This is a genomic window from Streptomyces capitiformicae, assembly GCF_002214185.1.
In the GTDB taxonomy this organism is placed as follows: Bacteria; Actinomycetota; Actinomycetes; order Streptomycetales; family Streptomycetaceae; genus Streptomyces; species Streptomyces capitiformicae.
The window spans coordinates 10,494,020-10,518,313 of record NZ_CP022161.1 but is presented as its reverse complement, the minus strand read 5'-3'; the positions used below and the strand labels follow the sequence as shown (position 1 = coordinate 10,518,313).

The 24,294-nt window shown below is 69.1% G+C and carries 18 protein-coding genes and 7 pseudogenes; 14 read left to right on the top strand and 11 right to left on the bottom strand.

Annotation, left to right across the window (positions count from 1 at the left end; translation table 11 throughout):
• Nucleotides 1-65: 65 nt before the first annotated feature.
• Nucleotides 66-1,730, bottom strand: coding sequence for a serine/threonine protein kinase (locus CES90_RS47150; protein ID WP_189788716.1), 1,665 nt, complete (start codon nt 1,728-1,730; stop codon nt 66-68).
• 116 nt (nt 1,731-1,846) lie between these two features.
• Nucleotides 1,847-3,451 carry a Tn3 family transposase gene (locus tag CES90_RS47145; protein WP_268257091.1) on the bottom strand — a complete coding sequence of 535 codons (1,605 nt, stop codon included), beginning with the start codon at nt 3,449-3,451 and terminating at the stop codon, nt 1,847-1,849.
• Between the two features lie 329 nt (nt 3,452-3,780).
• On the opposite strand from CES90_RS47145, the gene CES90_RS47140 reads away from it, so the two are divergent.
• The 3 genes from CES90_RS47140 (at nt 3,781) to CES90_RS47130 (ending at nt 7,250) form a co-directional block, all read left to right on the top strand.
• Nucleotides 3,781-5,442 carry a M4 family metallopeptidase gene (locus tag CES90_RS47140; protein WP_189785794.1) on the top strand — a complete coding sequence of 554 codons (1,662 nt, stop codon included), beginning with the start codon at nt 3,781-3,783 and terminating at the stop codon, nt 5,440-5,442.
• 100 nt (nt 5,443-5,542) lie between these two features.
• Nucleotides 5,543-6,085, top strand: a complete 543-nt coding sequence (locus tag CES90_RS47135; protein WP_189785795.1) for a DUF1990 family protein — start codon at nt 5,543-5,545, stop codon at nt 6,083-6,085.
• Nucleotides 6,086-6,161: 76 nt separating this feature from the next.
• A complete protein-coding gene (locus CES90_RS47130; protein WP_189785796.1) occupies nt 6,162-7,250 on the top strand; it encodes a hypothetical protein in 1,089 nt (362 codons plus the stop codon).
• A gap of 9 nt (nt 7,251-7,259) precedes the next feature.
• Here the strand turns inward: CES90_RS47130 and CES90_RS47125 are convergent.
• Together CES90_RS47125 and CES90_RS47120 are read right to left on the bottom strand one after the other, a co-directional pair.
• Nucleotides 7,260-7,403 (bottom strand): annotated as a pseudogene (locus CES90_RS47125) (IS5/IS1182 family transposase); the annotation flags it as partial.
• 43 nt (nt 7,404-7,446) lie between these two features.
• Nucleotides 7,447-7,996 (bottom strand): annotated as a pseudogene (locus CES90_RS47120) (transposase); the annotation flags it as partial.
• A 366-nt stretch (nt 7,997-8,362) separates the two neighbouring features.
• Here CES90_RS47120 and CES90_RS47115 point away from each other — a divergent pair.
• Both CES90_RS47115 and CES90_RS47110 read left to right on the top strand, forming a co-directional pair.
• Nucleotides 8,363-8,839: a hypothetical protein gene (locus CES90_RS47115; RefSeq protein WP_189785797.1), complete on the top strand. Its 477-nt coding sequence runs from the start codon at nt 8,363-8,365 to the stop codon at nt 8,837-8,839.
• 519 nt (nt 8,840-9,358) lie between these two features.
• Nucleotides 9,359-9,586, top strand: coding sequence for a hypothetical protein (locus CES90_RS47110; RefSeq protein WP_189785798.1), 228 nt, complete (start codon nt 9,359-9,361; stop codon nt 9,584-9,586).
• A gap of 57 nt (nt 9,587-9,643) precedes the next feature.
• Here the strand turns inward: CES90_RS47110 and CES90_RS47105 are convergent, their stop codons facing one another.
• The gene (locus tag CES90_RS47105; protein ID WP_189785799.1) at nt 9,644-10,291 is read right to left on the bottom strand and encodes a dihydrofolate reductase family protein; all 648 of its coding nucleotides are present in this window, start codon (nt 10,289-10,291) and stop codon (nt 9,644-9,646) included.
• Between the two features lie 329 nt (nt 10,292-10,620).
• Nucleotides 10,621-13,263, bottom strand: a complete 2,643-nt coding sequence (locus CES90_RS47100) for a glycosyltransferase family 1 protein (RefSeq protein ID WP_189785859.1) — start codon at nt 13,261-13,263, stop codon at nt 10,621-10,623.
• 511 nt (nt 13,264-13,774) lie between these two features.
• Here CES90_RS47100 and CES90_RS47095 point away from each other — a divergent pair.
• Both CES90_RS47095 and CES90_RS47090 read left to right on the top strand, forming a co-directional pair.
• Nucleotides 13,775-14,986 (top strand): S8 family peptidase, encoded by a 1,212-nt coding sequence (locus tag CES90_RS47095; RefSeq protein WP_189785800.1) that lies wholly within the window; start codon nt 13,775-13,777, stop codon nt 14,984-14,986.
• Between the two features lie 230 nt (nt 14,987-15,216).
• Nucleotides 15,217-15,774: pseudogene (locus CES90_RS47090) on the top strand (maltotransferase domain-containing protein); the annotation flags it as partial.
• Here CES90_RS47090 and CES90_RS52315 read toward each other — a convergent pair.
• Together CES90_RS52315 and CES90_RS47085 are read right to left on the bottom strand one after the other, a co-directional pair.
• Nucleotides 15,760-15,879 (bottom strand): annotated as a pseudogene (locus tag CES90_RS52315) (ADP-ribosylglycohydrolase family protein); the annotation flags it as partial. The pseudogenes CES90_RS47090 and CES90_RS52315 sit on opposite strands and share 15 nt — an antisense overlap.
• 44 nt (nt 15,880-15,923) lie before the next feature.
• Nucleotides 15,924-16,541: pseudogene (locus CES90_RS47085) on the bottom strand (transposase family protein); the annotation flags it as partial.
• A 9-nt stretch (nt 16,542-16,550) separates the two neighbouring features.
• Between CES90_RS47085 and CES90_RS47080 the strand changes: the two are divergent.
• Nucleotides 16,551-16,667, top strand: a pseudogene (locus CES90_RS47080) (IS5/IS1182 family transposase); the annotation flags it as partial.
• Between the two features lie 40 nt (nt 16,668-16,707).
• Nucleotides 16,708-18,225 carry a recombinase family protein gene (locus CES90_RS47075; protein ID WP_189788169.1) on the top strand — a complete coding sequence of 506 codons (1,518 nt, stop codon included), beginning with the start codon at nt 16,708-16,710 and terminating at the stop codon, nt 18,223-18,225.
• A 181-nt stretch (nt 18,226-18,406) separates the two neighbouring features.
• On the opposite strand, the pseudogene CES90_RS52540 reads toward CES90_RS47075, so the two are convergent.
• Both CES90_RS52540 and CES90_RS47065 read right to left on the bottom strand, forming a co-directional pair.
• A pseudogene (locus tag CES90_RS52540) lies at nt 18,407-18,543 on the bottom strand (IS481 family transposase); the annotation flags it as partial.
• A gap of 827 nt (nt 18,544-19,370) precedes the next feature.
• Nucleotides 19,371-19,850, bottom strand: coding sequence for an aldehyde dehydrogenase family protein (locus CES90_RS47065; RefSeq protein WP_373313617.1), 480 nt, complete (start codon nt 19,848-19,850; stop codon nt 19,371-19,373).
• Between CES90_RS47065 and CES90_RS47060 the strand changes: the two genes are divergently transcribed.
• From CES90_RS47060 to CES90_RS47045, 4 genes are read left to right on the top strand one after another with little or no spacing between them, the layout of a single operon-like run.
• Nucleotides 19,747-20,355 carry an amidohydrolase family protein gene (locus tag CES90_RS47060; protein ID WP_308437939.1) on the top strand — a complete coding sequence of 203 codons (609 nt, stop codon included), beginning with the start codon at nt 19,747-19,749 and terminating at the stop codon, nt 20,353-20,355. The two genes, CES90_RS47065 and CES90_RS47060, sit on opposite strands and share 104 nt — an antisense overlap.
• The gene (locus tag CES90_RS47055; RefSeq protein ID WP_189788172.1) at nt 20,352-21,011 is read left to right on the top strand and encodes an RraA family protein; all 660 of its coding nucleotides are present in this window, start codon (nt 20,352-20,354) and stop codon (nt 21,009-21,011) included. Before CES90_RS47060 ends, CES90_RS47055 begins: the two co-directional genes overlap by 4 nt.
• Nucleotides 20,998-21,663, top strand: a complete 666-nt coding sequence (locus CES90_RS47050; protein ID WP_189788173.1) for an RraA family protein — start codon at nt 20,998-21,000, stop codon at nt 21,661-21,663. The genes CES90_RS47055 and CES90_RS47050 overlap by 14 nt, the downstream gene beginning before the upstream one ends.
• Nucleotides 21,660-22,262, top strand: coding sequence for an RraA family protein (locus CES90_RS47045; RefSeq protein ID WP_208921712.1), 603 nt, complete (start codon nt 21,660-21,662; stop codon nt 22,260-22,262). The genes CES90_RS47050 and CES90_RS47045 overlap by 4 nt, the downstream gene beginning before the upstream one ends.
• On the opposite strand, the gene CES90_RS47035 is transcribed toward CES90_RS47045, so the two are convergent.
• Nucleotides 22,247-23,692 carry a transposase gene (locus CES90_RS47035; protein WP_229914464.1) on the bottom strand — a complete coding sequence of 482 codons (1,446 nt, stop codon included), beginning with the start codon at nt 23,690-23,692 and terminating at the stop codon, nt 22,247-22,249. The two genes, CES90_RS47045 and CES90_RS47035, sit on opposite strands and share 16 nt — an antisense overlap.
• A gap of 90 nt (nt 23,693-23,782) precedes the next feature.
• Here CES90_RS47035 and CES90_RS47030 point away from each other — a divergent pair, with 90 nt between their 5' ends.
• Entirely contained in the window at nt 23,783-24,274 is a 492-nt protein-coding gene (locus CES90_RS47030; RefSeq protein ID WP_208921710.1) for a branched-chain amino acid ABC transporter permease, read from the top strand.
• Nucleotides 24,275-24,294 lie beyond the last annotated feature (20 nt).

Below are 24,294 nucleotides of genomic sequence, written 5' to 3'. Positions count from 1 at the left end.
GGCGAAACACCTATGAAACGCTCTGCCCGGATCCCGTGCGCCGCACCGTGGGCCGACGGGGCGGTTCAGCCCCAGATCGGTTTCTCGTGGTTCTCTGGCTCATCGTTGAGGAAGATCTCCAGGGACCTGGCGAACCCTTTCGCGCGCTCTGTGACCACAGTTTTGTTGTCCGTCTCGTTCAGCGGGACCCCGAACTCTCTGTATGACACATCAATGAAGAGTCCTTCGTGCCGGAACCAGATCGTGGTCGAGTTGAGTCTGCCCGGCTTCCCCTCCTTCGCGATGGACTCGTCGGTGACCCACTGCTTCGCCTCGTCCGCTATCCCCTCCAACTGGCTCACCGTTCTGCCGATGTCTTGCGTAGCGCGGCCGAGCTTGATCGAGGCCATCTCCTCGGCCGCTCCCTCCTTGCTGAGCAGCGTCGCGCTGAGTGTCATTTCGAACCCACTCGTGCTGGAGTCGGGGCTTTTCCATCCGCAGTTCGCCTTTTTGCTGGTGTTTTCGGTGTCCGATCCCAGTTCCGATGCCGTCATTTCCTGTCGCCCCCGGAACTGGTTGCGCTGGAGGTACCCGCAGAAGTCCGGCATCCTCAGGTACTGGGCCGCCGCAGTGGCGCTCTCGCTGGGCGAGGTGCCGGTGGTGTCGCGGTGGCGGGCCGCAGAGGAGTAGTAGGTGACGGCGGTCACCGCCAGCACAAGGGATACGGGCAGGGCCGCCGCCAGGAGTCGGATGCGTCTGCTTGCGGTCCATCGGCGCGCGGAGACTGGAGTCTTCGGCGGCTCGGCGTCCGTGCTCCGGGCCGCGTCTTCAGCCTCCGGCCGGCCGGTGCTGAGCTTCAGAGTCGCCGCGGGCGGCGCAACGGACTCGGTCTCGGCCTCGCCAATGTCCCGGCCGGCCGAAACCGTGCGCAGACGGGTGAGGCGCTGCCGGACTGATACGGCCGTTCTGGGGCGGTCCTCGGGGTCACGCCGCAGGAGGTCTGTCAGTAACTGGGCAACCGGTGCGGGGACATCAGGGCGCAGTGCGGCCACCGGACGGGGTTCTTCATCGAGTTTGCGGCGGATCACCGACAAGGGGGTTCCGTCGGCGAACGGGGGCTCCCCGGTGAGCATGGCGAAGAGGACGCTGCCCAGGGCGTAGAGGTCAGAGCGCTCGTCGCCGCGTTGGTCCAGGAACTGTTCCGGCGCTCCGTACTGGGCGGTTCCGACCGGGGAGAGCCCGGTGGTGGGCGCGACGGTGAAGGTGTGGGTGTGGGTGAAGCCCGCGATGCCGAAGTCCACAACCTTGATGGAGCCGGTGGCGGTGAGCATGACGTTGGAGGGCTTGATGTCGTAGTGGACGACATTCGCCGCGTGTGCGGCGACGAGGGCGGCACAGATCTCCTGGGCGATCTCCAGGGCCCTGTCCAGGTCCAGGGGGCCCTGACGGTGAAGGTACTGGGCCAGGCTGGTGCCCTCAACGTGCTCCATGACCAGGAACTGCAGGTGGCCGTGCGTGCCGCGGTCGTAGAGGGCAACGATGTTGGGGTGATTGATCTGGGCCGCGGCCACTGCCTCGCGCTCGAAGCGCTGGACCAGCTCGGGTTGAGCGTTGTCGTCCCGGTGCAGGAGTTTGACGGCGACGCTGCGGTGGAGCTCACGGTCACGGCCGGCCCAGACCTCACCCATGCCTCCTCGGCCCAGCAGTTCGGTCAGCTCGTACCTGCCCGCGATCAGGGCGCCCCGTTCCACCTGCCACCTCCAGTGACCTGTCCACGCCGAGAACCTCAGCATCACCGATCACGCTGGCGTCCAGTAGGTGGTTCCCACAAGTTTCACAAGCGCAACAGCTTGACCGACGCCTGCTGTTACAGCCCGGCTCCGGGCTCGTCCACGGCTGCGGTTCGCAGCGGCCGGTGGCCCTGTTCGTCAAGCTGGGCCAGTTCGTGTTCGTAGTCGACGGTGATGGAGCCGTAGTAGTTGACCACCGAGCTGCGGGCCGGAGAGATGTGCGCCAGGACCTCGGCGTCCACCTCGCGGCCGGCGCCCCGCAGTTCGCCGACGGCCAGGCCCATGTACTCGGTGTGCCAACAAACGACCGCGTTCGTCACCACGGTCAGGCACCATGCCTGCTCGCTCTGCTGCTCGGGCTGACGGCGGGTGACCTTGCCCTCGCGTGCGTAGTGGAGCTGGCGGCGCAGGGCGTGGAGGGACTCGCCCTTGTTCAGCTGCCGGGCGATCTTGCGCCGGTAACCCTCGTCCGACAGGTACTTCGCCGCGTAGATCGTCCTCCTGATCGCCCCGTACTCCTTGAGCGCGGCGGCCAGCGCGTTCTGCCGGGAGGACGCGGAGAGCTTGCCGACGATCAGGGAAGCGGTGGCGTGCCCATACTTCAGCGACCCTGAGAGACGGAGCAGGTCGTCCCAGTGGTCGGCGACCAGGTCGAGATTGGCCTTCTTCGTCAGCAGCGGTCCTGCCTTCGGGAACCGCCCCTCGTAGTCGGCCTTGGCGCCCATCCGGTACAGCGTGATCTTGCCCAGGTCGCGGATGCGCGGGGAGAGCTGCTTGCCGACCAGGTCGAACAGGCCGAAGTTGACCAGGGTGACGCCATGCGTGTCGGTGGCGTGCTCGGTGATCGGCAGGTCCGTGGCGTTGCCCAGGATCTCGTCCAGCACATAGTGGGCCTCACGGTGCGTGGCCACGATGACCTTCGTGCCGAACGTGGAGTGCTGGTCGGAGACGTGGGTGTAGGTGGAGATGCCCTCGGACACGAAGTACTTGTTCAGGTGCCGGGCGGTGATCGACTTGCCCCGGGTGGGGAACCGCTGCCCGTCCGAGGAGGACAGCGTGCCCGAGCCGAACATCGCCGTCACCGGCAGCTGGTGGTGGTAGTTGACCAGGCAGATGTTCGCCTCGCGCAGCGTCTCCTCACGGATATACCACTCCGCCGTCCACGCCAGCACGTCGTACGGGATGCCGCAGGACGCGGCCATCCCGTGCAGACCCAGATTCGTGGAGAGCCCGATGAGGCAGGCGATCAGATTCCTTTTGAGCTGCGGGGAACGGGCCTGCTTGCCGCCGGCGTGGACGAAGCAGTCCAGGAAACCGGTGTGCCGGTCCATCTCCACCAGCAGCGAGGCGATCGGCACGTTCGGCAGCATCCGCTCCAGCTCGGCGTGCAGGTCCTCGGCCTCGGTAGGGATGTCCTCCGCGGTCAGCGGGGAGATGACCAGCTCCCCGTCGTCGTTCAGCCGGACCGGCCCGTCGCCGCGCTTGAGTACCTCCTCCAGGTCGGTGAGGGCCTCATCCAGTTCGTCCATCACCAGCGGCAGGGCCTCCGAGGCGTCGGGGCTCTTGCCGACCAGGTGGCAGAACTCCGTACGGTGCGTCTCCCACTGGGCGGGCTTGAACAGGTAGGCGGCCGGGTTGTCGTAGCGACGCGAGCCAGGCACGAACACATCCCCCGAGCGCAGAGTGGGCGGTTCCCGTGCCTGGTCATGCTGCGCTCACCTCGGGACGCTCGACGAGGTAGCCGTTGTGGAATGTGGCGCCGTTGGAGCCGGCGGACCGTCCCGTAGTTCACATGACGGCCGAACAGCAGGCGTCGCCCCGGCGGGTCAACTCCCGCCGGGGCGACGCCCGTTCACGCCTCCACGCCCGTTTACATTTCTGAAACGTTCACCGGACAGTCGACTTTCGGTCAACATCATCGCGAACTCCTGACATGAACACGCCTCAAGTGTCACTCTTCCTCCACCCGCCGCACCAGCACCAGAGCACCTCCCCCACATAAGGAGCTTGTGTGACTCCCCTCTACGCGCGTCACAAGCGCACCACGCTGGCCATCGCGACCGCCGTCGCCGCCGGAGCGCTGCTGACCACCGGGCTGACCTCCGGTGCCACCGCCCAGCCCGCCCCCGTCGCGGACAAGGCCCAGCCGGCCGGCGCCCCGGTCCTGCTGACCCCCGCCGCGCGCACCGCCCTGATCAAGGAGGCGGACGCGGCCACGGCCGAGACCGCCGACGAGATAGGCCTGGGTGCCAAGGAGGAACTGGTCGTCCGCGATGTCCTGAAGGACGCGGACGGCACGGTCCACACGCGCTACGAGCGCACGTACGGCGGACTGCCGGTCCTCGGTGGCGACCTGGTCGTCCACGAGTCCAAGGCCGGCGACATCAAGAGCGTCACCAAGGCGACGAAGGCCGCCGTCGAGGTCACCGACCTCACCGCCGAGGTCACCAAGGCCACCGCCGAGAAGCAGGCCCTGAAGGCCGCCCGGGCCGAGGGCTCCACCAAGACCGCGGCCGACAAGGCCCCGCGCAAGGTCGTCTGGGCCGCGAGCGGCAAGCCCGCCCTCGCCTACGAGACGGTCGTCGGCGGCTTCCAGCACGACGGCACCCCGCAGGAGCTCCACGTCATCACCGACGCGGAGACCGGTAAGAAGCTGTACGAGTGGGAGGCCATCCAGACCGGCAGCGGCAACAGCCAGTACAACGGCTCGGTCACCATCGGCACGACGCTGTCGGGCTCGACGTACCAGCTCAGCGACGCCACACGCGGCGGCCACAAGACGTACAACAAGGCCCGCGCCACGTCCTCCTCGGCCGGCACGCTCTTCACCGACTCCGACGACATCTGGGGCACGGGTACGGCGACGAGCTCCTCCACCGACCAGAACGCCGCGGTGGACGCCCACTACGGCGCCCAGGTCACCTGGGACTTCTACAAGAACGTCCTCGGTCGCAACGGCATCAAGAACAACGGCGTCGCGGCGCATTCCCGCGTCCACTACGGCAACGCGTACGTCAACGCCTTCTGGTCCGACAGCTGCTTCTGCATGACGTACGGCGACGGCTCGGGCAACGTCAAGCCGCTGACCTCTCTGGACGTGGCCGGCCACGAGATGACCCACGGCCTGACCTCCAACACGGCCGGCCTGAACTACTCCGGCGAGTCCGGCGGCCTGAACGAGGCCACCTCCGACATCCTCGGCACGGCGGTCGAGTTCTACGCCGCCAACTCCAAGGACCCGGGCGACTACCTCATCGGCGAGAAGGTCGACATCCGCGGCAACGGCACCCCGCTGCGCTACATGGACCAGCCGAGCAAGGACGGCAACTCGGCCAACTACTGGTCGTCGTCCCTGGGAAGCATGGACGTCCACTACTCCTCGGGTCCCGCGAACCACTTCTTCTACCTCCTCTCCGAGGGCAGCGGCTCGAAGACGATCAACGGGGTGACGTACAACTCCCCGACCTCCAACGGCGCCACGATCACCGGCATCGGCCGCGACAAGGCGGTGCAGATCTGGTACAAGGCGCTGACGACGTACATGACGTCGACCACGAACTACAAGGGCGCCCGTACGGCGACCCTGAACGCGGCGTCCTCCCTCTACGGCGCCAGCAGCGCGGAGTACGCGGCGGTGAACGCGGCGTGGGCGGCGGTCAACGTCACGGCGTGAGGTACATCTGAGTCGACGCACATCTGAGTCGACGCACATCTGAGTCAGGGCGGTACCCGGAGAGAAGGCGACTCCGGGTGCCGCCCTAGGCTTTGGCCTCATGCCCCACAGCGACGCCGCCCGCCCCGACCTCCCCGAGGGCCCCTTCACCTACGCCGACGTCGGCGCGACCCGAGAGGGCCGCTGCCCGCCCGGTTTCAACCCGTTGCAGGTCAGAACCCGTATAGGCGAGGGCACGGACGTGTTCACCAGGGCCGCCGAGGCGGTCCTCACCTGGGAGATGCACCGCGCGATGGGCGTGGGCATCAGGACGGACGCGGCGGAGGCGGCCCCGGGCGTCGACGTCACCGTCACCCTGGGCGGCGTCATCAAGGCCCCCTGCCGTGTCGTGTGGACCGTGGACGAACCCCGCCGCAAGGGCTGGGCCTACGGCACACTCCCCGGCCACCCGGAGTGCGGCGAGGAGGCCTTCGTCGTCGACCGCACGGGCGACGGCACGGTCTGGCTGACGGTCACGGCCTTCAGCCGCGGCGCCAAGTGGTACGCCCGCGCGGGCGGCCCGGCGACCAGGGGCTTGCAGCACGCGTACGCACGCCGGTGCGGGGTGGTGCTGCGGCGGCTGGCCGGGAACCCCAAGGACTGAGACGGGCGTCTCCGACACCGGGGCGCGGCTGTGTGACCCTGGACTCTGCTGAGTGGCGTACGTATACGGGGGTGTCGTGAGTCAGGTGCGGTATGGCGAGCGGTCGAGGAATCCGCTGGCGCGGACCGTGGAGTTGACCGAGGAGCATCTGCGCAAGGGCGGCAGGATCACGCCGTTGAGCGAGCTGAACCTCGGTGCCATGGCCGAGGCGTTCCAGCGCGGGTACTGGGTCGGGGGCGGCGGGACGGAACGCCCGCTGACGCGGCTGCCGAACGGCCCCGGGGTCGTCCCCGTGACCCGCGTCACCGGTACCTCCACGCCCGTGAAGGTGCGGCAGGCCGCCGAGTTCGCCCACAGGCTGGGGGAGTTGGCGGTACAGCGGTGCGGTGGGCCGGCGCAGGTGGCCGCCCTGGCGGAGCGTGCCCGGGCCGAGGGCGTACCGCTGTGGATCGCGCGCCGGTACGCGCCGGGCCCCGCCGGGCCGGTGACCGTCGCCGTGGACCGGCGTCTGGTTCGCGTGGACGTGTGGGGGCCACACGCTCCCGTCGTACGGATCCGGGCACCGCACGGCTTCCACAGGGACGCCCCGGAACCGTCCAAGGGCCTGACCCTGACCGTCGGCGACGTCACGGCCCACCTCGCCCTCACGAAGCGGCTGCGCAAGTCAAAGAGCTCTGTGGAGGTGCGCCTGCCCGGGAGCCACTGGGTGCTGCGCCGGGAGAGCGCGAAGAGTTCGTGGCTGCTGCGCGACGAACGCCGCGTCGCCCTTCTGACCCGTCCATTTCGCCACCAGGTGCTCGACCCGGGCTCGGTGCTCCTCCCGCTGGCGCCCGTCCACCACGAGAGCCCCGACCCCCTGGACGCCGTCATGGCCCATGTATTCTCCGTCGCCTTCGGCATCGGCGACACGACAGGCCTGGCCCGCTTCCCGTCCAACCGCAAGCGCCCCTCACACGAGAGCGAACCGATCGCCCTCGATGAATGGTGGGACCGCACGTGGTTCAGCAACCTCGGCAACAGCAGCGACGACAACGAGCCCGGCGGCAGCGACGGCTGGGGCTCGGACGGCGGGGACTCCGGCGGCAGCGGGGACGGCGGGGGCTGGGGTGGGGACGGCGGCGGTGGCGGTGGGGACGGCGGCGGTGGCGGTGGCGGTGGCAACTAAGGCCCGTCTTCAAACGGATCTTGCCCAGAGCAGGAATGACGCAAGACTGACCGCTGCTTCGTAGGAGGTGGCGGTCCTGTCGTATCTGGTGGCGATTCCGCGGAAGCCTTTGAGGCGGATGAAGCAGCGTTCGACGAGGTTGCGTCGGCGGTAGCTCTGCCGGTCTTGCGCAGGAAGTCACCCTGCAGCGCTGCTAGGCGGCCCCGAGCATGACCTTGCGGATGGCCTTGACAAGCCCTGAGTGGTGGTCGCCGATGACGAGCCGGACCCCGGTCAGACCGCGTTCGCGCAGGTGACGCAGGAACTCGGTCCAGAGAACAACTCGGTCTGGCTGTCACCGACCCTCACGCCCAGCACCTCCCGGCCGCCGTCCTCGGTGATCCCCGTGGCGAACACCACGGCCCGGGACACGATCTGGTGCTCGACCCGCGCCTTGGCCGCGTGGACACGCCGTGGATGTAGGCCTCCATGATGACCGCATACAGGGCCTGGTCGATGCGGCGGCGCCGCTCCAGCAGCGCGGGAAAGAAGCTCCCCGACCGCAGCTTGGGAATCGCCAGGTCCAGGTCGCCGGCCTGGCTGCTGAGCGTCTTGTCGCGGTGGCCGTTGCGCAGCGCGGTGCGCGTGTCGGTGTGCTCGTTCCACTCCGCGCCGATCCGGGCCGTGGCCTCGGCCTCGGCCTCGATCAACTCCTGGAGCATCCGCTCGGCCGGTTGCGCGTCGGCTGGAGGTCTCGCGGCTTCCACGTCCCTGGCCCCGGGGCTCGCTCGACCTTCACCTGCACATTGGCTGGCTCAGCTACCCGGCAGAGCCGCCGATGCGGTATTGGTGCGCCCGCTCGCCGGGCACGTGCCTGCGGGTACGGCCTTGTCCGGGCCTGCTCGCCAGGCAGTGACGTCGGCCAGCCCCGAATGCCACACCCTGACATCTGTCAGGGTCGCGACGTCCCTGACGCGGCCTACAGTTCGAGGCGCTGACTCGGGGGAGCTCTTGGCCGCTACGGCATCTTGAGCAGGGGATGTGAGCGATCCGGTCGGGTAACAGCAGCAGCCGTGGTGACGACATCTCGCCGTTGGAACGGCTGCATCGGTTGCGACTGCAGAGGAGATCAAATGAGCTTGAGAAGAATCGGAAAACGGGCGGCTGCAATGGTCGTGACGATGATCGCCGCGGTCCTTGTTCCGCTGGCGGTGTCGGCACCAGCACAGGCAGCACAGAACGTTGCGGCCGGAACGACCGGGTGGACACCCGAGATCTACCCGCTGTTCTCAGGCGAGTGGGTAAAGCGGGATGTGTCGAGTGCCCAGCGGGACAGTGAGCTGATCTGGTGCTCCCGGGCATCTGGAATCGCCTGCGTGGCGATTGGTCAGGGCGACGGCAAGCACAGCATCTTCCACCTGTTCAAGTGCGATACGCGGTCGCTCTCGAACTTCATCGACGCGCTCTCTGTTCGCAACAACCAGACTGGCGGAGCCCAGGTCCGTTTCTGGGGTCCCAACACCAACCCGTACTACGCCCTCGCGGACGGCAACATCTACAACTTCCCGGACCAGGCGACGTACGACTTCAATCGCCTCGATATCTGCTGAGGGCACATCGACCCGGGCACGCTGATCATGGTGTCCGGGTCGGAAGCCTTTGCAGTGACGGCTGCGGAGTGACGACTGTCTGACGTACAGGTGGTCGAGACCCTGGTTGACCACGCTGCGCCGGGCGATGGTGAACAGCCAGGCCTCCTCCACGGCCGCATCCGCTACGACGCGGCCACCACGTTCTCCCACACCGCCGCCTGGTCTGGGCTCTCGGAGTGAAGCCGCTGATCGCCCGGCGGGGCACCGAGCATGGCTCCGGCTTGGGCAGCCAACCCGGGGGCGTGGAGCGCGTGTTCGCCCATCTGCACTGGTTCCACCGCCTGCCGATCTGCTGGGAGATGCGCGACGACATCCACGAGCGAAAGCTAGTCGGCCGTTCGATGCCCCTGGTCAGTGTGGACTCCATTTCCGCGCAGCGATCATCTGGATCGGCAGCCTCCTGCCAGCCTGTTGATCACGACAGGCCCTGGCGTCATCCTCGGGTCGCCCCTTCCCCTACCGCAGCGTGGAGATGCCATGACCGACGCCTCACCCTCGCGGTTCCTGCGCATCGTCCTGCGTGCCGACTCCTTCACCACGTCCTCGGCCGGGACGATCACGCTGATCGCGGTCCTGCTCGCGCTCCTCTTCACCGACACCGTCGCGGGCACCCTCGCCGCGACCGTCCTCTTCGCCGCATGGGTGGCTGTCGGTTGGACCGGCCGCAGGTATCAGCGGCTCACTGGGCGGAACCGGAACAGCTGAAGACCGATGACGCCCACGATCTGCCACCTGTTGATCACACCACGTTGTCTCTCTTGGTCATTTGCGCCAGAAAAGGTGGTGCGTCACGCCGCTCGGGCTGGGCACGACCTCCATGTGGAACCGGTCCAGCAGCTGTTCGGGCGAGTCCCAGAGGCGTAGCCCGGACCCGAGCTTCACCGGTGAGACGGCCACATGCATGGTGTCGACGAGGTCGGCGTCGAGGAACTCCCGGATGGTGGTCACGCCGCCGCCGAGCCGGACGTCCTTGCCCTGCGCGGCCTCCCGCGCCTGCGCGAGAACGGTGGCGGGGTCGCCGCCCACGAAATGGAACGTGGTGTCGGAGAGCGTGAACGATGGACGCTTGTGGTGGGTCAGGACGAACACCGGCGTGTGGAAGGGCGGCTCGTCACCCCACCAGCCGCGCCACTCGTGGTCGCCCCACGGGCCGCGCTGGGGTCCGAACTTGTTGCGGCCCATGATCTCGGCGCCGATGTTGTGGCTGAAGTCCCGGGTGAAGTAGTCGTCGAGGCCCCGGCTTCCCCCGGGCTCGGTGCGGATGGGCCAGCTCGCCGTGGCGCCGGCCCAGGCGAAGAGCTTTCCCGGATCGATGTTGTGGCCGAAAGGCCGCTCCAGACTCTGGTCCTCGCCGGCGGCGACGCCGTCGCTCGAGATGGTGAAGTTCTGCACTCGCAGCAGCTGATCCATGTGTTGCCTCATCAGGTCCTGTCGCCTCCTCGTATGGCGATGCGATGCGTCCTGCATGAGGATGTCGAACGGGACATGGCTGGATCGACAGCGGCGCGTAGGTTCTTCCAAAGCGTGCCCCGCGCGACCGTTCACCTGCGTCGTTCGGCGGCATCCCGGTGCCCACTGGTGCGGCGCCGAGTCGCCAAGAGGCGCGGGGACGGCATTGCCTGCGCGGGGGCAGCCCATCAGACTGCGACACGGGTGATCGCGGTTGCCCTGGGCGCGGCGACGAGGCCACGCCCAGGGCACCGGGGCCGACGGCCGACGCCGTGTCGCCCGAGGTCACCTCACCGCATCAACACCCCCGCCCCCTCCCCCATCTCCTCCGAAGGCACCACCACCAGCCCCAGCTCGGCGGCGGAGGCCAGCAGTCGGTGGGCCGGGAGGATGCGGACCGTGTAGCCGAAGGGGCCCGTGCGGTCCAGGGACAGAGGGCCCTCGTAGGTCCAGCGGCCCTCCTCGTCCGGGCCGTTCGCCGGTTTCAACGGGACCGCTGACGCGTCCGTGATGCGGTCCTCGGAGTCGACGCGGCCCGAGACGGCCTGGACCTCGACGTCGTCCGGGGCCAGCTCCCCCAGCCGCACGCGCACGCGCAGCACGAGCGACGCCCCGAGTTCCGCCGCCCTGCCGGTCGGGGCGGCGGAGGTCTCCACGTGGTCGACCGCCACCCGGTGCCAGGCGCCCCGCACCCGCGCCTTCCACTCCGCCAGCTCCCCTGCCACATCAGAAGCCGTATCCGGAGCCATGGACCGGTGTGCCCGAGCCGCCGGCGCGTACAGGCGCTCCACGTACTCGCGGACCATCCGCCCCGCCAGCACCTTCGGGCCCAGATGCGTGAGCGTCTGGCGGACCATCTCGATCCAGCGGTCGGGCAGGCCGCCCTGGCCGCGTTCGTAGAAGCGCGGGGCCACGCGCTGTTCCAGCAGGTCGTACAGCGCGGCCGCTTCCACGTCGTCCCGGCGGTCCTCGTCCATCGCCGCCCCGTCGGCCGTCGGGATCGCCCAGCCGAAGTCCGGCTGGAACCATTCGTCCCACCAGCCGTCCAACACGGAAAGATTCAAACAACCGTTCAGGGCCGCCTTCATCCCCGACGTCCCGCATGCCTCCAGCGGCCGCAGCGGGTTGTTCAGCCACACATCGCACCCCGGATACAGCTTCTGGGCCATCGCCATGCCGTAGTCGGGGAGGAACACGATCCGGTGGCGTACGCGCGGGTCGTCCGCAAAGCGCACCAGCTCCTGGATGAGGCGCTTTCCGCCGTCGTCCGCCGGGTGTGCCTTGCCCGCGACCACGATCTGGATCGGACGGTCGGCATGCAGCAACAGGTCCATCAGGCGGTCCTGGTCGCGCAGCATCAGCGTCAGACGCTTGTACGACGGGACGCGGCGCGCGAAGCCGATCGTCAGCACGTCCGGGTCCAGTACGCCCTCGATCCAGCCCAGTTCGGCGGTGCCCGCGCCGCGCTGGCGCCAGGAGGCGTACAGGCGTTCCCGTACTTCCGTCACCAACTGCTCGCGCAGGCTCCTCCGCAGCTCCCAGATGTCCTGGTCGGGGATGTCCCCGACCGCGTCCCAGCGGTCCGACCCGCCGACCGACATCGCGTCCTCGGTCCGTTCGGCGCCGATCTGGCGGGCGCCGAGGCGGAAGACCTCGGGGGCCACCCACGTCGAGGCGTGCACGCCGTTCGTGACCGACGTGATCGGGACCTCGTCCGGGTCGAAGCCCGGCCACAGGCCCGAGAACATCTCCCGGCTGACCTGGCCGTGCAGAAGCGACACGCCGTTCGCCCGTTGTGCCAGCCGCAGGCCCATCACCGCCATGTTGAACACGTTCGGGTCGCCGCCCGAGTACGTTTCCATGCCCAGGCCCAGAACGCGTTCGACGTCGATGCGCGGGAGCTCGGCGTCGGGGCCGAAGTGCTGGGCCACCAGTTCCCGGTCGAAGCGGTCGATGCCGGCCGGGACGGGGGTGTGCGTGGTGAAGACCGTGCCGGAGCGGACCGCCTCCAGGCCGGCGTCGAAGTCGAGCCCCTGGTCGCAGAGTTCGGCGATCCGCTCCAGGCCGAGGAAGCCGGCGTGGCCCTCGTTGGTGTGGAAGACCTCGGGGCCGGGGTGGCCGGTGAGGCGGCAGTACGTACGTACGGCCCGGACTCCTCCTATGCCGAGCAGCATCTCCTGGAGCAGGCGGTGTTCGCTGCCGCCGCCGTAGAGGCGGTCGGTCACGGCCCGTTCGCCGAGGTCGTTCTCCTCGACGTCCGAGTCCAGCAGAAGCAGCGGTACGCGGCCGACCTGGGCCTGCCAGACGCGGGCGTGCAGCCGGCGGCCGCCGGGCAGGGCCAGGTCGACCCGGGCGGCCGAGCCGTCGGCCTCCTGGAGCGGCACGAGGGGCAGCTCGTTGGGGTCGAGCACCGGGTAGTGCTCCTGCTGCCAGCCCTCCCTCGACAGGGTCTGCCGGAAGTAGCCGTGCCGGTAGAGCAGGCCGACGCCGATCAGCGGTACGCCCAGGTCGCTGGCCGCCTTCAGATGGTCGCCGGCGAGGATGCCGAGGCCACCGGAGTACTGCGGCAGCGCGGCCGTGATGCCGAACTCGGGCGAGAAGTAGGCGATGGCGGCCGGGAGTTCGCCGGTCTGCGCCTGCCCCTGGTACCAGCGGTCCCCGGTGACGTAGTCACGCAGGTCGTCGGCTACGGCGGTCAGGCGGCGCAGGAAGCGCCGGTCCTCGGCGAGTTCGGCGAGACGCCGGGGGGAGACGGAGCCGAGGAGTCGTACGGGGTCGCCGCCGGAGGAGACCCAGCGCTCGGGGTCGACCGACTGGAAGAGATCACGGGTCTCCGCGTGCCAGGACCAGCGCAGATTGCGCGCCAGCTCGCTGAGCGGGTGAAGGGCTTCGGGGAGGACGGGTCGGACGGTGAATCTGCGGATGGCCTTCACAGAGGATTCCACCTTCACACCTGGACGTACGGGCCGGGGCGCACCGAAGCCAGTGGCCGACAGCCGGCGGTCACCGGCCACTGGAGCCGTGCGCCCGTCATCACCCACGACACCCTCGACGGTAGCGGCACGGGGGCCCGGCAACCACGGCACGTACCCACGGCACTTACCACGGCACGTACCTACGGCGCTTACCACGGCACGTTCCTGTGGCACGTCGTACGGCACGCACGACCGCACGTCCTACGGCACGTCCTACGGCACCTGCTCCTGCGCGTCCCTCGGTATGCAATTACGGCGCATCCGTACCCCGACCGCCCCGCCGCGCAGTCCACCCCCACATGTTCAGGCCTGATTTCGCCGCGACCTTCACATGTACACCACGGGCGATATGGCCGATTCCGCCCCTCTGTGCGACCTTGTGGCACTTCACACCACACGAGACGCTGCCCAGTGGCGTACCTCCCGACTCCGGTGACGGTGCGCCGAGTTGAGGAGGGGGTTCTCACACATGCGACACCCGACAGAGGCGAGAAACAGGCGTCTGCGCCGGGCGGGAGGCCTGACGGCGGTCATCACGGCCGCGGCACTTTCGGCCATCACCCTGCCCGCGCACGCCGCTCCGGAGGGGTACGTCCTCGGAGCCGGTGGTCCCGGTTCCGTCGGCGGCAGTTACATCGTGACCCTCAAGGGGGGAACGAAAGCCCCGTCGAAGGCCGGAAAGGATGTAGCGTCCAAGTACGGGGCGAAAATAGGCCACACGTACAGCTCGGCCCTGAACGGATATTCCGTGAAGGTCGACGCGAAACAGGCCAGGCGGCTCGCGGCGGACTCCCGCGTGGCCTCGGTCGTCCAGGACACGACGGTCACGTATGACCACAACCAGCAGAATCCGCCCTCGTGGGGCCTGGATCGAATAGACCAGCCGAAGCTGCCGCTCGACAAGAGCTATACGTGGCCGGAGTCGGCGGGCAAGGGCACGACCGTGTACGTGATCGACACCGGCATACGGATCACGCACAAGGACTTCGGCGGGCGGGCGAGCAACGGCTTCGACTTCGTCCAGAACGACAAGACCGCGCAGGACGGCAACGGTCACGGCACCCATGTCGCGGCGACCGCCGTCGGCACCAAGTACGGCGTCGCCAAGCAGGCCAAGGTGATCGCCGTACGCGTCCTCGACAACGCGGGGGAGGGCACGACCGCCCAGGTCATCGCCGGCATCGACTGGGTCACCAAGCACGCCGAGAAGCCGGCCGTCGCCAACCTGAGCCTGGGCGGCTTCGCCAACGTCCAACTCGACACCGCCGTACGCAACTCCATAGCCTCCGGCGTCACCTACACGGTCGCCGCGGGCAACGACGCGCTCGCCGCGGGCCTCTACTCACCCGCCCGCGTCAAGCAGGCGATCACCGTCGGCGCCACCGACAAGAAGGATGTCCGCGCGGAATTCTCGAACTGGGGCCCGAGCCTTGACCTGTTCGCGCCCGGCGTCTCCATCACCTCCGCCTCACACAAGAGCAACACGGGCAAGGTGACCTTCTCCGGTACGTCGATGGCGAGCCCGCACGCCGCCGGGGCCGCCGCGCTCTACCTGGCCGACCATCCAGGGGCGTCACCGGCCGACGTGAGCAAGGCACTGGCGAAACGCGCGGTTTCGGGCAACCTCAAGAACACCTATCCGGGCTCACCGAACAAACTCCTTCAGGTCAACAACCCGTAGGGCCCCTGTAACACCACAGGTGAACGTCCCTTTACCCAGAGCGACTACAGTGACCGGTCTCGTCTTCCTTGGACGAGGCCGGTCTTGTGTGTAGACATACGCGTGAGTAGTTAACAAAGTGCCGGAATGCCCACCCGCACTCTGTGGGAAGGCTCCACCGGTACGTCCCGCTGGCCCCACCTCCCCACACCCTCATCCGCCCACCCACGTTGACGCGGACAGGAGCGGTCATGCCCGCCACGCACCACTCGTCAGCCCTCCCGACGACCAGTACGCCCCCCGCCCCGACCCAGAGCACCGACGCAAGCTCCGCGAGCCGGGCGCACGACGGCCCGCCCGCGCCGACCGCGCCGCCCCCCGAGAACCCGTCGTCGGACGCGCTGCACAACACGCCGGCGCACGCCCCGTCGTCGTACGCCCCGTCGTCGTACACCCCAACTCTCGGGCGCATACCGGTCATCGACGTACGGCCGACCGTCCACCACGGCCGCCGTCCGGCGAAGGCCGTCGTGGGCGAGGCCTTCGAGATCTCGGCCGTCGTCTTCCGCGAGGGCCACGACGCCGTCGCCGCGAACGTCGTCCTCAGGGACCGCGAGGGCCGCCCGGGCCCCTGGACCCCGATGCGCGAACTCGCCCCCGGCACCGACCGCTGGGGCGCCACCGTCTCCGCACCCAGCGAGGGCCTCTGGACGTATGCCGTGGAGGGCTGGGGCGACCCGGTGGCCACCTGGCGGCACCACGCCCAGATCAAGATCCCGGCCGGCATCGACACCGAGCTGGTCCTGGAGGGGGACGACCGTCAACGCCTGGTCCACCGCCTCTCGCACGGTGGGCGCCGTGAACGCCGCCGAGATCAGCGCCGCCGCCCACATCGCCCCGTACACGCTAAAACCCCGTTCTTGGCGCTACCCTGGAAGCGTTCAGGGAGTGGGCCTTTTCAGCGTTGCCGCTCCAGGGTGAGGACGTCGGCGGCGATTGACGTCATTCGATTCAGGCTGCACCGAGCTCCGCGGAAGATCCGCCAGGACTTCAGCCGTGCGACGCCGCGTTCAACCGGTGCCCGTGCCGCCGATAGCGCCCGGTTGACGGTTTGTTGAGTCGGTGTGAGGTCGCGGCCCGGCGGCGTCTGAGGGGCGTGGTCACCCAGGGCCGGCTTCCATGTAGGCGCGGTCGGCGAGGATAGGAACCCTGGCGTTCGGAGATCCGGACGATCCGGTGGGCGCGGGCCGCAGTGAGATCGTGCGCGCGGCCGGGCAGCGTCGGCGAGATCCACAGCAACCGTCCGGCCGGGTCGGTCACCACCTGCACGTTTACCCCCTGGCGGCGGTGCTTGTGCCAGAAGTCAGCCCGGCTGGCGCCGACCCGGTCGCACTCCGCGAGGGTGCCGTCGAGCAGGACGTAGCCAGGGTCGGCTTCGCGCAGGGCGCTGCAGCAGGCCGGGCGCGCGGTTGGCCAGCAGGTCGACGACGGCTGCTACGTAGGCGTGGGCGGTGCCGACGGAAAATCCGAAGCCGACTGCGAGCTGGGCGAGGGTGTCGTGTCGGCGGAGGTACACCCCGCACGCTTGCTTCCCTATCCTGCCGCACTCGACCTGCCGCATGCCTTGGTCGAGTGGGCCACCCTGCTCATCGTCACCCGGGAGGGTGACCGCCGATGCAAGCTCCCGCCGCACCACAGATCAGGGGCCATGCTGAGAGGGCTCAGCGCCCCGGGGAGGACCGATGACCACCGCCACGGCAGCGCTCACCGCCCGCGAGTACCTGCGCGTCAGCGTCGACAAGTCGGGCACCGAGCGCAGCCCCGAGCAGCAACACTCCGAGCACGCGGAGACGGCTGCCGAACTCGGCATCACCCTCGGCAAGCCCTACAAGGACATCGGCTCCGCCAGCCGCTACGCCAAGAAGGCCCGCGACGACTTCGAGCGGCTGCTCGCCGACCTGCGCAACAACCGGTTCGGCGCCGACCTGCTGTGGCTGTGGGAGTCCTCGCGCGGCAGCCGGAAGACCGGCGAGTGGGTGACGCTGCTCGACCTGTGCGAGGAGAAGGGCGTGCGCTTCTACGTGCAGACCCACGAGCGCATCCTCGACCCTCGCAACGGCAACGACCGGCGGACGCTGCTGCTGGACGGGGTCGACTCTGAGTACGAGAGCTACAAGACCCACAAGAGGGTGACGCGCGGCGTGAAGACCAACCTCAACCATCCCGGCGGAGCCAGGGGCCACGGCGTATGCCCCTTCGGCTACGAGCGCGACTACGAGCGTGTTCGGGACGCCAGTGGCCGCCGGGTCATGCGCCCCACTGAGCAGAGGCCCAAGCGCGACGAGGCGCAGGCCGTCATCGAGCTGTTCTTCCGCATCCGGGCCGGGCACTCCATGGCCGCCATCGAGCGGGACTTCAAGGCGCGCGGCCTCGTCGGCCGACAGGGCAAGCCCCTGAGTACGCGGACCATGCGCGGCATGGCGCGGCGGGTCGCCTACATCGGCAAGCGCACCCACAAGGGCAAGGAACTGCCTGCCTCGTGGCCCTGCGTCGCTGACTTTGAAGGCGCCTCGTACGACGGCAAGCCCGTCAGCGTGGCGGAGTTCGTCAAGGTGTTCCACGAGGTGCAGGGCATCCTCAAGGACGGCGACCGGCGCACCAACTTCTCGGGCGGTGCCCGGCACGCCTTCAGTGGCGCGCACGTGTGCGACGTCTGCGACGCCCCCATGACTGTCACCTACCGCAAGGCGGCCGGTAGGCCCCAGCCCCCGGCCTACCAGTGCCACGGCAAGGGCTGCACCCGCATCAACAAGGAGAAGACGGACTGCCTGCTCCGCACGGTGATGCTCGCGTACCTCGGCGCGGAGCTGGTTACCGTGCAGGCTGAACTGATCCTGAAGCGGAGCCAGTTGGAGGCGTTCGAGGCCGAGGACCCGGAGACCCCGGCCGAGGCGCGGCTCATCGGCCGCAAGATCGAGAGGCTGACCGGCGAGATCCGTGAGCTGGAGAAAGGCGAGACGGAGCTGACGCCCGGCCCGTCGCCGCTGGCCGCCCTGTTCGGCTACGGGCTCGACGTGGAGAAGCGCTGGGATGCCACGCCTGTGGAGGCGCAGCGCTCCATCGCCCGCATGCTGCTGGCGCCTGACGTCCTCGGACAGGTGCGGGTCAAGCAGGTGTCCGCCAGCGCCTCGCCGAACGTCACCGACCGGCTCAGGTGGGTGGACGCCGACGGGCGCGACGTGACCCCGTTGAGCCGCTGAGCGGCCGTCGCGTGACGGGGGCGCAGTGCTATGCGGGGGACTACTTGCCTCGGTGACACGCGCATCTGCACCGGTGCACGAGCAGGATGCGGCCGCTGTGGATCAACGGCACGTCCTTGGGCTGGCGGCAGTCGGCGTGCAGGTCGGCGTACTCGGGCCCGAACTCCGCCACGGTGCACTCCGCCTGCCGGCTGATCCCGAAGTACCGGCAGGACATAGCGAGACGTTCCCGGTGACCTCTTCGACGTGGCGTATCATCGTCAGGCGCCGCTTGGCCTCACGGTCAAGCGGCGGAGTGGTGGGAGTGGACTTCGGCATGCGGATCTCCATAGCGATCGGAGACCCAGGTGTCAACGATGATCGTCAGTTCTAGACCGACACACCCCCGAGACCGACTTCGCCGCCGTCGTGGCCCTGTGTCAGCGCGGCCTTCAGGAACTTAGCCGTCTCACTTTTACCGTCGCTGGCATCAGGCTCTGGAAAGGGCAGGTCTCCTTCCGCGAACACGCTTCCATAAACTGAAGCGCTTTTACACTTCCACGCTCGCCATGTCAGGAGAGCACGACTCCAAGACTGTGCGGCTGCTGTCCCGCCACGCCAGATTCTCTGAAACCTGGGACACGTATGCGCAACTCCAGTGGACTGCCGCAGAGCTGAGGGTCAACGTTTTCAGTGGCGCATTCAGCGTGGCGAGCTGACGCCGTATGGCATGCCGCGCGGCGGGGCCTGCCGGGAGGACGCTCCCCGGGTTGCCGTGGTGCCTCTCGGCCCTCAGCCCCATGACAAGGCCTCTGTCCCGTACGTCAGAAGCACCGCAGGCGATGGCCCATGGGCGGAGGCCGCCGAGATGTGACGTGAGGGTCCCAGGGGGAGGAGCACGGCCGATTTTCTACCGCAACGGCCGGATGATTCTAGCCATTCTCTGAATGCCGTCTGGCGTTGCCGAATGGCCGACGTCACTCTTATGTCTGAAGAGGTACGTCCGCGTGTTCAGGGGGAGGGACTGCCGTGAAAGACGCTCTGAGTGCTGCGCAGATACTGGAACGCCTCTTGGATTCGGTTGTGGTCGCTGCGGATTCCAAGAACGCACTGATCGGCAGCGTGGAAGCAGCGGCTCGCGCCGAGGACAAGAAACGGCAGCGGAATCAGCCGAGGCCGGTGACGACCTGGAGGACCGGACGGCCCACGGCCTCCTCGAATCGCTCGGCGAGCCACACGCCCACACCCGGGGTGTACTCGCTGGGCTTGAAGACCACGGCGTTGCCGGCTGCCAGCGCGTAGGCGATCGACCCCAGCGGTGTGAAGACCGGGTAGTTCCACGGCCCGATCACGCCGATCACCCCCAGCGGTTTGTAGGCCACCGACGCGGACTGGTGTGCCATAAGCAAGCCGGGGGACACCTTGCGCCGGCCGAGCACTCTCCTCGCGTGTCCGGCGGCCCACCCGATGTGTTCGATCGCGAGCCCTGCCTTGAGCGTCGCGTCGCCGACCGGTTTGCCGGTTTCGCGGTGCACCGTTTCGATGAGCTCGGGCAGTCGCTGGACCATCGCGGCTTTCCACGCCGTCAGGTGCCGCTTGCGCACCGTGAAGCCGAGGCCGGCCCACCAGGCGGCCTCTGAGAGCATCCACATCCACTCCGCCGGCTGCTACTCCGACCGCGAGACCTACTCCGAGCACTTCGTCACCGAGGAGTCCATCGCGATCCTCGCCATGCTGCGCAGCGAGGTCTTCACCGACTTCCCATCGCTGCGGGTGATGATCTCCCACGGCGGTGGTTCCGTGCCCTACCAGGTCGGACGCTGGCAGGCCGAGGTGCTGCACCCCGGCCTGGGCGGCAACCCGGACTCCGAGCGCTTCGAGACCTCACTGCGGCGCTTCTGGTTCGACACCGTCCTGCACTACCCGCCGTCGCTGGAACTGCTGCTCAAGCTCGTAGGCCCCGACCGAGTGCTGTTCGGCACCGAGAAGCCCGGCTCCGGCAGTGCCCCGAACCCGGAGACCGGCCTCGACTTCGACGACATCAAGCCGGTCATCGAGGGCTTCGACTTCCTCACCGACGCCGACCGGAAGGCCGTGTTCGAGGACAATGCGCGAGCCTTCTTCCCCGGCCTGAAGAACCACCTCGCATGAGCGAGGTGGACCGGCTCCGGGCGTTGGACACCTGTGCGGTGTCAGACGCTCTGGACCGACATGGGATCCACGGCGTCGTGCGCGGGCTGCGACCCTGGGCAGCCCCCGGAACCGTGGCGGGCCGTGCGGTGACGGTGCTGCTCGGCCCGCCCGCCGAGGGCGCCGCCACCGCCACCCGCCACCTCGGCACCGCCGCGGTCGACGCATCGGGGCCAGGTCAGGTCGTCGTCGTCGCCCATCAGGGCCGGACCGACTGCGCCGGCTGGGGCGGTCTGCTCTCCCGCGCCGCCGCGGCCCGCGGGATCGAGGGCGTGATCGTGCACGGCGCCGCCCGCGACCTCGCCGAGGCCGCCGAGGCGGGCCTGCCGGTCTACGCCGTCACACCCACGCCCGTCACCGCCCGCACCCGCGCGGTCGAGCACAGCTGGGACGAGCCGGTGCAGCTCGACGACGTCACCGTGCACCCCGGCGACCTCGTCCTGGCCGACGGCGGAGGCGTGGTCGTCGTGCCCGCCGCCCGCGCCAAGGAGGTCCTCGCCACCGCCGAGCGGATCGCCGCCACCGAGGCCGCGATGGCCCAGGCCATCGAGGGCGGCGCCCGGGTGTCCGACGTGATGGGCAAGTCCTACGAGGAGCTGACCGATGGTCACCACTGAATCCGACACGCTGACGCGGCTGCGCGCGCTGTCCACCTCCGGGGTCTCCGACGCCCTGGACAAGCTCGGCATCCCAGGCCAGGCGCTGGGCATCGCGCCGCTGGACCGCAGCTTCCGGCTGGCCGGGAGAGCCTGGACGCTGCGCTACGGCCCCGTCGGCCAGGACCGCGGCACCGTCGGCGACTACATCGACGACCTCGGCCCGGACGACGTCGTCGTGCTGGACAACCAGAGCCGGGTCGACGCCACCGTCTGGGGCGACCTCCTCACCACCGTCGCCCACCGCCGCGAGGTGGCGGGCACGGTGATCGACGGCGTCTGCCGGGACGTGGACCGCTCGCTCGAGCTCGGCTACCCGGTTTTCTCCCGCGGCAACTGGATGCGCACCGGCAAGGACCGGGTCCGCGTCGAGGCCACCGGGGTACCGGTGTCCATCGGCGGGATCCGCGTCGAGCCCGGTGACCTGCTGCTCGGCGACGGCGACGGGATCGTTGTGGTCCCCGCCGCGCGGGCCGAGGAGGTGCTCGCCGCCGCCGAGGAGATCGAGCGAGCCGAGCAGGCCATCCGCGACGCCGTCGAGGCCGGCTCGTCCCTGCGGGAGGCCCGCGTCGCGCACCGATACCACGACCTGCAGCACGGAGCCGGATCGTGAGCGCGACGACGACCGTGCTGAGCTCGGCCACCGTGCACGAGGCGGCGGGCCGCACCGGCGCGCTGCCATCCGCGATCAAGCCACTGCATCCGTCGATGCACCTGGAGGCCCCCGCCTTCCCTGTGAAGGCCCCACCCGGGGACAACCTCTGGCTCCACCGTGCCGTCTATGCCGCTTGCCCCGGCGATGCCCTCGTCGTCGACACCGGCGGGGGCCTCGAGTTCGGCTACTGGGGCGAGATCCTGGCTGAGGCCGCGATCGCTCGCGGGCTGGCCGGGCTGATCATCCACGGCGGCGTCCGGGACTCCGCACGGTTGGTCGAAATGGGCTGGCCGGTGTTCGCAGAGCGCGTCTGCATCCGCGGCACCGGCAAGGACCCCCACGGCTACGGCGAGCTCGGCGAGCCCGTGCTGATCGGCGAGCAGGCCGTGCGGCTCGGCGACCTGATCGTCGCCGACGCCGACGGAGTGGTCGTGGTCCCCGCCGAGCGGGTCGCCGAGGTCCAGCGGCTCTCCGCGGAACGAGAAGCCGCCGAGGCGGACTACCTGCGCCGTATCCGCTCCGGCGAGTCCACCCTGGACATCTACCGGCTGCCCTGAGCCGCCCCGCCCAGGAGAACGATGACACCCCTACAGCTGCCCGGCAACGGACAGAACTGGATCGCGCAGATCGACCGGCACGCCCTCCTCGCGCCGGAGTGCGTCGCGCTGGTCTTCCAGGGTGCCTCGCTGACCGGAAAACTCGAGGGTTCGATGGGTATTGTCGGCGTACGAGTTGAAGTGGCTCTGGCAAGATTTTCGTAGGCGGAGATCATCTGGGTGCCGTGGTCGGCCGGTCCGCGTAACGGCGGCGGAGGTGAGCAAACAGGACGATGCGGTGGCGCAGGAGCGGAACGCCAGCACGTCCTTGCCATCAGGCGTTTCTGGAGTTTGACGTCGGTGATGCGGCCTTCGTTGACGCCGGAGCTGTAGGTCGTGGAGATCCCCTGGGCGACGGCGTGCTGGTCTTCGCGCAGGGCTCCGGCGATACCGGCAAAGGGTGCCAGTCCGCTGCGGGAGAGCTCGTCGAGCCAGGACGGCAGGGGTGCGGCGTCACGGTTGTCGAGCATGGCGGCGAACCGGCGGACCAGGTCGTGAGCGTGCTTGAGTTCCGGGCAGTGCTCGAGGAGCCGGTGCAGGCGGTGGGTGACGTCAAGGCCGCGGCGGTCCGGGTGGGTGGCGATCCAGCGTGCGGTCTCGCGTGGGGACGGCGGGCGCTCGCGGGGCTGGTCCAGCGGCAGCCCGCGTCGCAGGGGCGCGATGGCCATCTTCACGCGCTGGTAGTGCCCGAGGTAGCCCTTGGTGCGGAGTTCCTGATGGGGGACCATCGCATTGTGCTCGCCCTCGTCCCAGCGTTGTTGCAGGTAGTCTCGGTAGGGATCCAGGGTGCAGGGCTTGCGGGGCGGGCGGCGCACGACCTCCTGCCAGGTGCGGGCGCGAGCATACTTGCGCACGGTGCGGCGGTCCAGGGCGAGCTGCCGGGCCACGGCGCTGTAGCTCTGGCCGGATCCGGTCAGGGCGTGGACAGCCTGGAACAGTCTCCTGGCGTGCTGCCCGGCTCGTGTGTCCGCTGCGGCATCCTCGGTGGTTGCCTCGGCCGGTGCTGGAGCGGCTTCTTCGGCCGGTGGGAGGGCTGCGGGCAGGCAGCCCCGGTGGGCGGCAGCGATGTCCTGAACACGACGTGACAGCCCCTGCCACAGGTGGAAGCGGTCGCTGACCTGCACGGCATCGGGGGCGCCGGCGGCGATGCCCTGCCGGTAGGTCAGCGCACCGTCGCGGCAGACGATCTCGACGCCGGGATGCTCACGAAGCCAGCGGCTGAGCTGTTCGGCGTCCCGTCCCTCCCAGAGCGTGAGGGGCAGACGGGTCGTGGCATCGACCAGGAGGGTTGCGTAGGTGTTGCGGTAGAGGGCGAAGTCGTCCACGCCCAGCACCCGCGGAGTGATCAGGGGCGGCAGCGGCTCCGCATCAGCTGCGACAAGACGGTGCACCGCGAGAGCGTGACGTTCTTCCCACGATTCTCCGCCGGAGGTACGTAACTCGGCGAGGACATCCACTACGCCTACCTGGCGTGGGCCGCCGTGGCCCTCACCGTCCTGGTCGCCCGCAATGTCGTCGCCTCACGGGCCGGCCGCGGCCTGCGCGCGCTGGCCACCAGCGAGACTGCGGCGAGCGCCAGCGGAGTGCCGGTGGCCCGCTACAAACTCGCCGTGTTCACCCTGGCCGCCGCGTTCGCCGGGCTCGCCGGAGGGATCTACGCCTTCTTCATCGGCTACATCAATCCGGGGTCGTTCCCGGTCCTGCTGTCCATCCAGTTCCTGGTGATGGCCGTCGTCGGCGGGCTCGGCACCATTTGGGGCGCGCTCCTGGGCGCCACCGCGATCACGCTGATCGTGCAGTTCCTCAACGACCTGGACTCCAGGCCGGGCATGCCCGCCAGCGCCCCCAGCATCCTCAACTACGCCGTGTACGCCGCCCTTCTCATCCTCGTCGTGCTGTTCCTGCCGCGCGGCATCGTCCCCGCACTGCGCGACGCGTGGCAGCGCCGCGTCGCGGGGCGAGCGTCCTCGTGATACCTCACCGCTGAGTTTCG

Bases quoted from the DNA above. Each gene is read 5' to 3' on its own strand.
- CES90_RS47105 (WP_189785799.1), bottom strand. From the start codon at position 10,291: ATGGATCAGCTGCTGCGAGTGCAGAACTTCACCATCTCGAGCGACGGC.
- CES90_RS47050 (WP_189788173.1), top strand. From the start codon at position 20,998: ATGGTCACCACTGAATCCGACACGCTGACGCGGCTGCGCGCGCTGTCC.
- CES90_RS47055 (WP_189788172.1), top strand. From the start codon at position 20,352: ATGAGCGAGGTGGACCGGCTCCGGGCGTTGGACACCTGTGCGGTGTCA.
- CES90_RS47095 (WP_189785800.1), top strand. From the start codon at position 13,775: ATGCGACACCCGACAGAGGCGAGAAACAGGCGTCTGCGCCGGGCGGGA.
- CES90_RS47110 (WP_189785798.1), top strand. From the start codon at position 9,359: ATGACCGACGCCTCACCCTCGCGGTTCCTGCGCATCGTCCTGCGTGCC.
- CES90_RS47115 (WP_189785797.1), top strand. From the start codon at position 8,363: ATGAGCTTGAGAAGAATCGGAAAACGGGCGGCTGCAATGGTCGTGACG.
- CES90_RS47060 (WP_308437939.1), top strand. From the start codon at position 19,747: ATGAGCTCGGGCAGTCGCTGGACCATCGCGGCTTTCCACGCCGTCAGG.
- CES90_RS47135 (WP_189785795.1), top strand. From the start codon at position 5,543: ATGCCCCACAGCGACGCCGCCCGCCCCGACCTCCCCGAGGGCCCCTTC.
- CES90_RS47075 (WP_189788169.1), top strand. From the start codon at position 16,708: ATGACCACCGCCACGGCAGCGCTCACCGCCCGCGAGTACCTGCGCGTC.
- CES90_RS47065 (WP_373313617.1), bottom strand. From the start codon at position 19,850: ATGCTCTCAGAGGCCGCCTGGTGGGCCGGCCTCGGCTTCACGGTGCGC.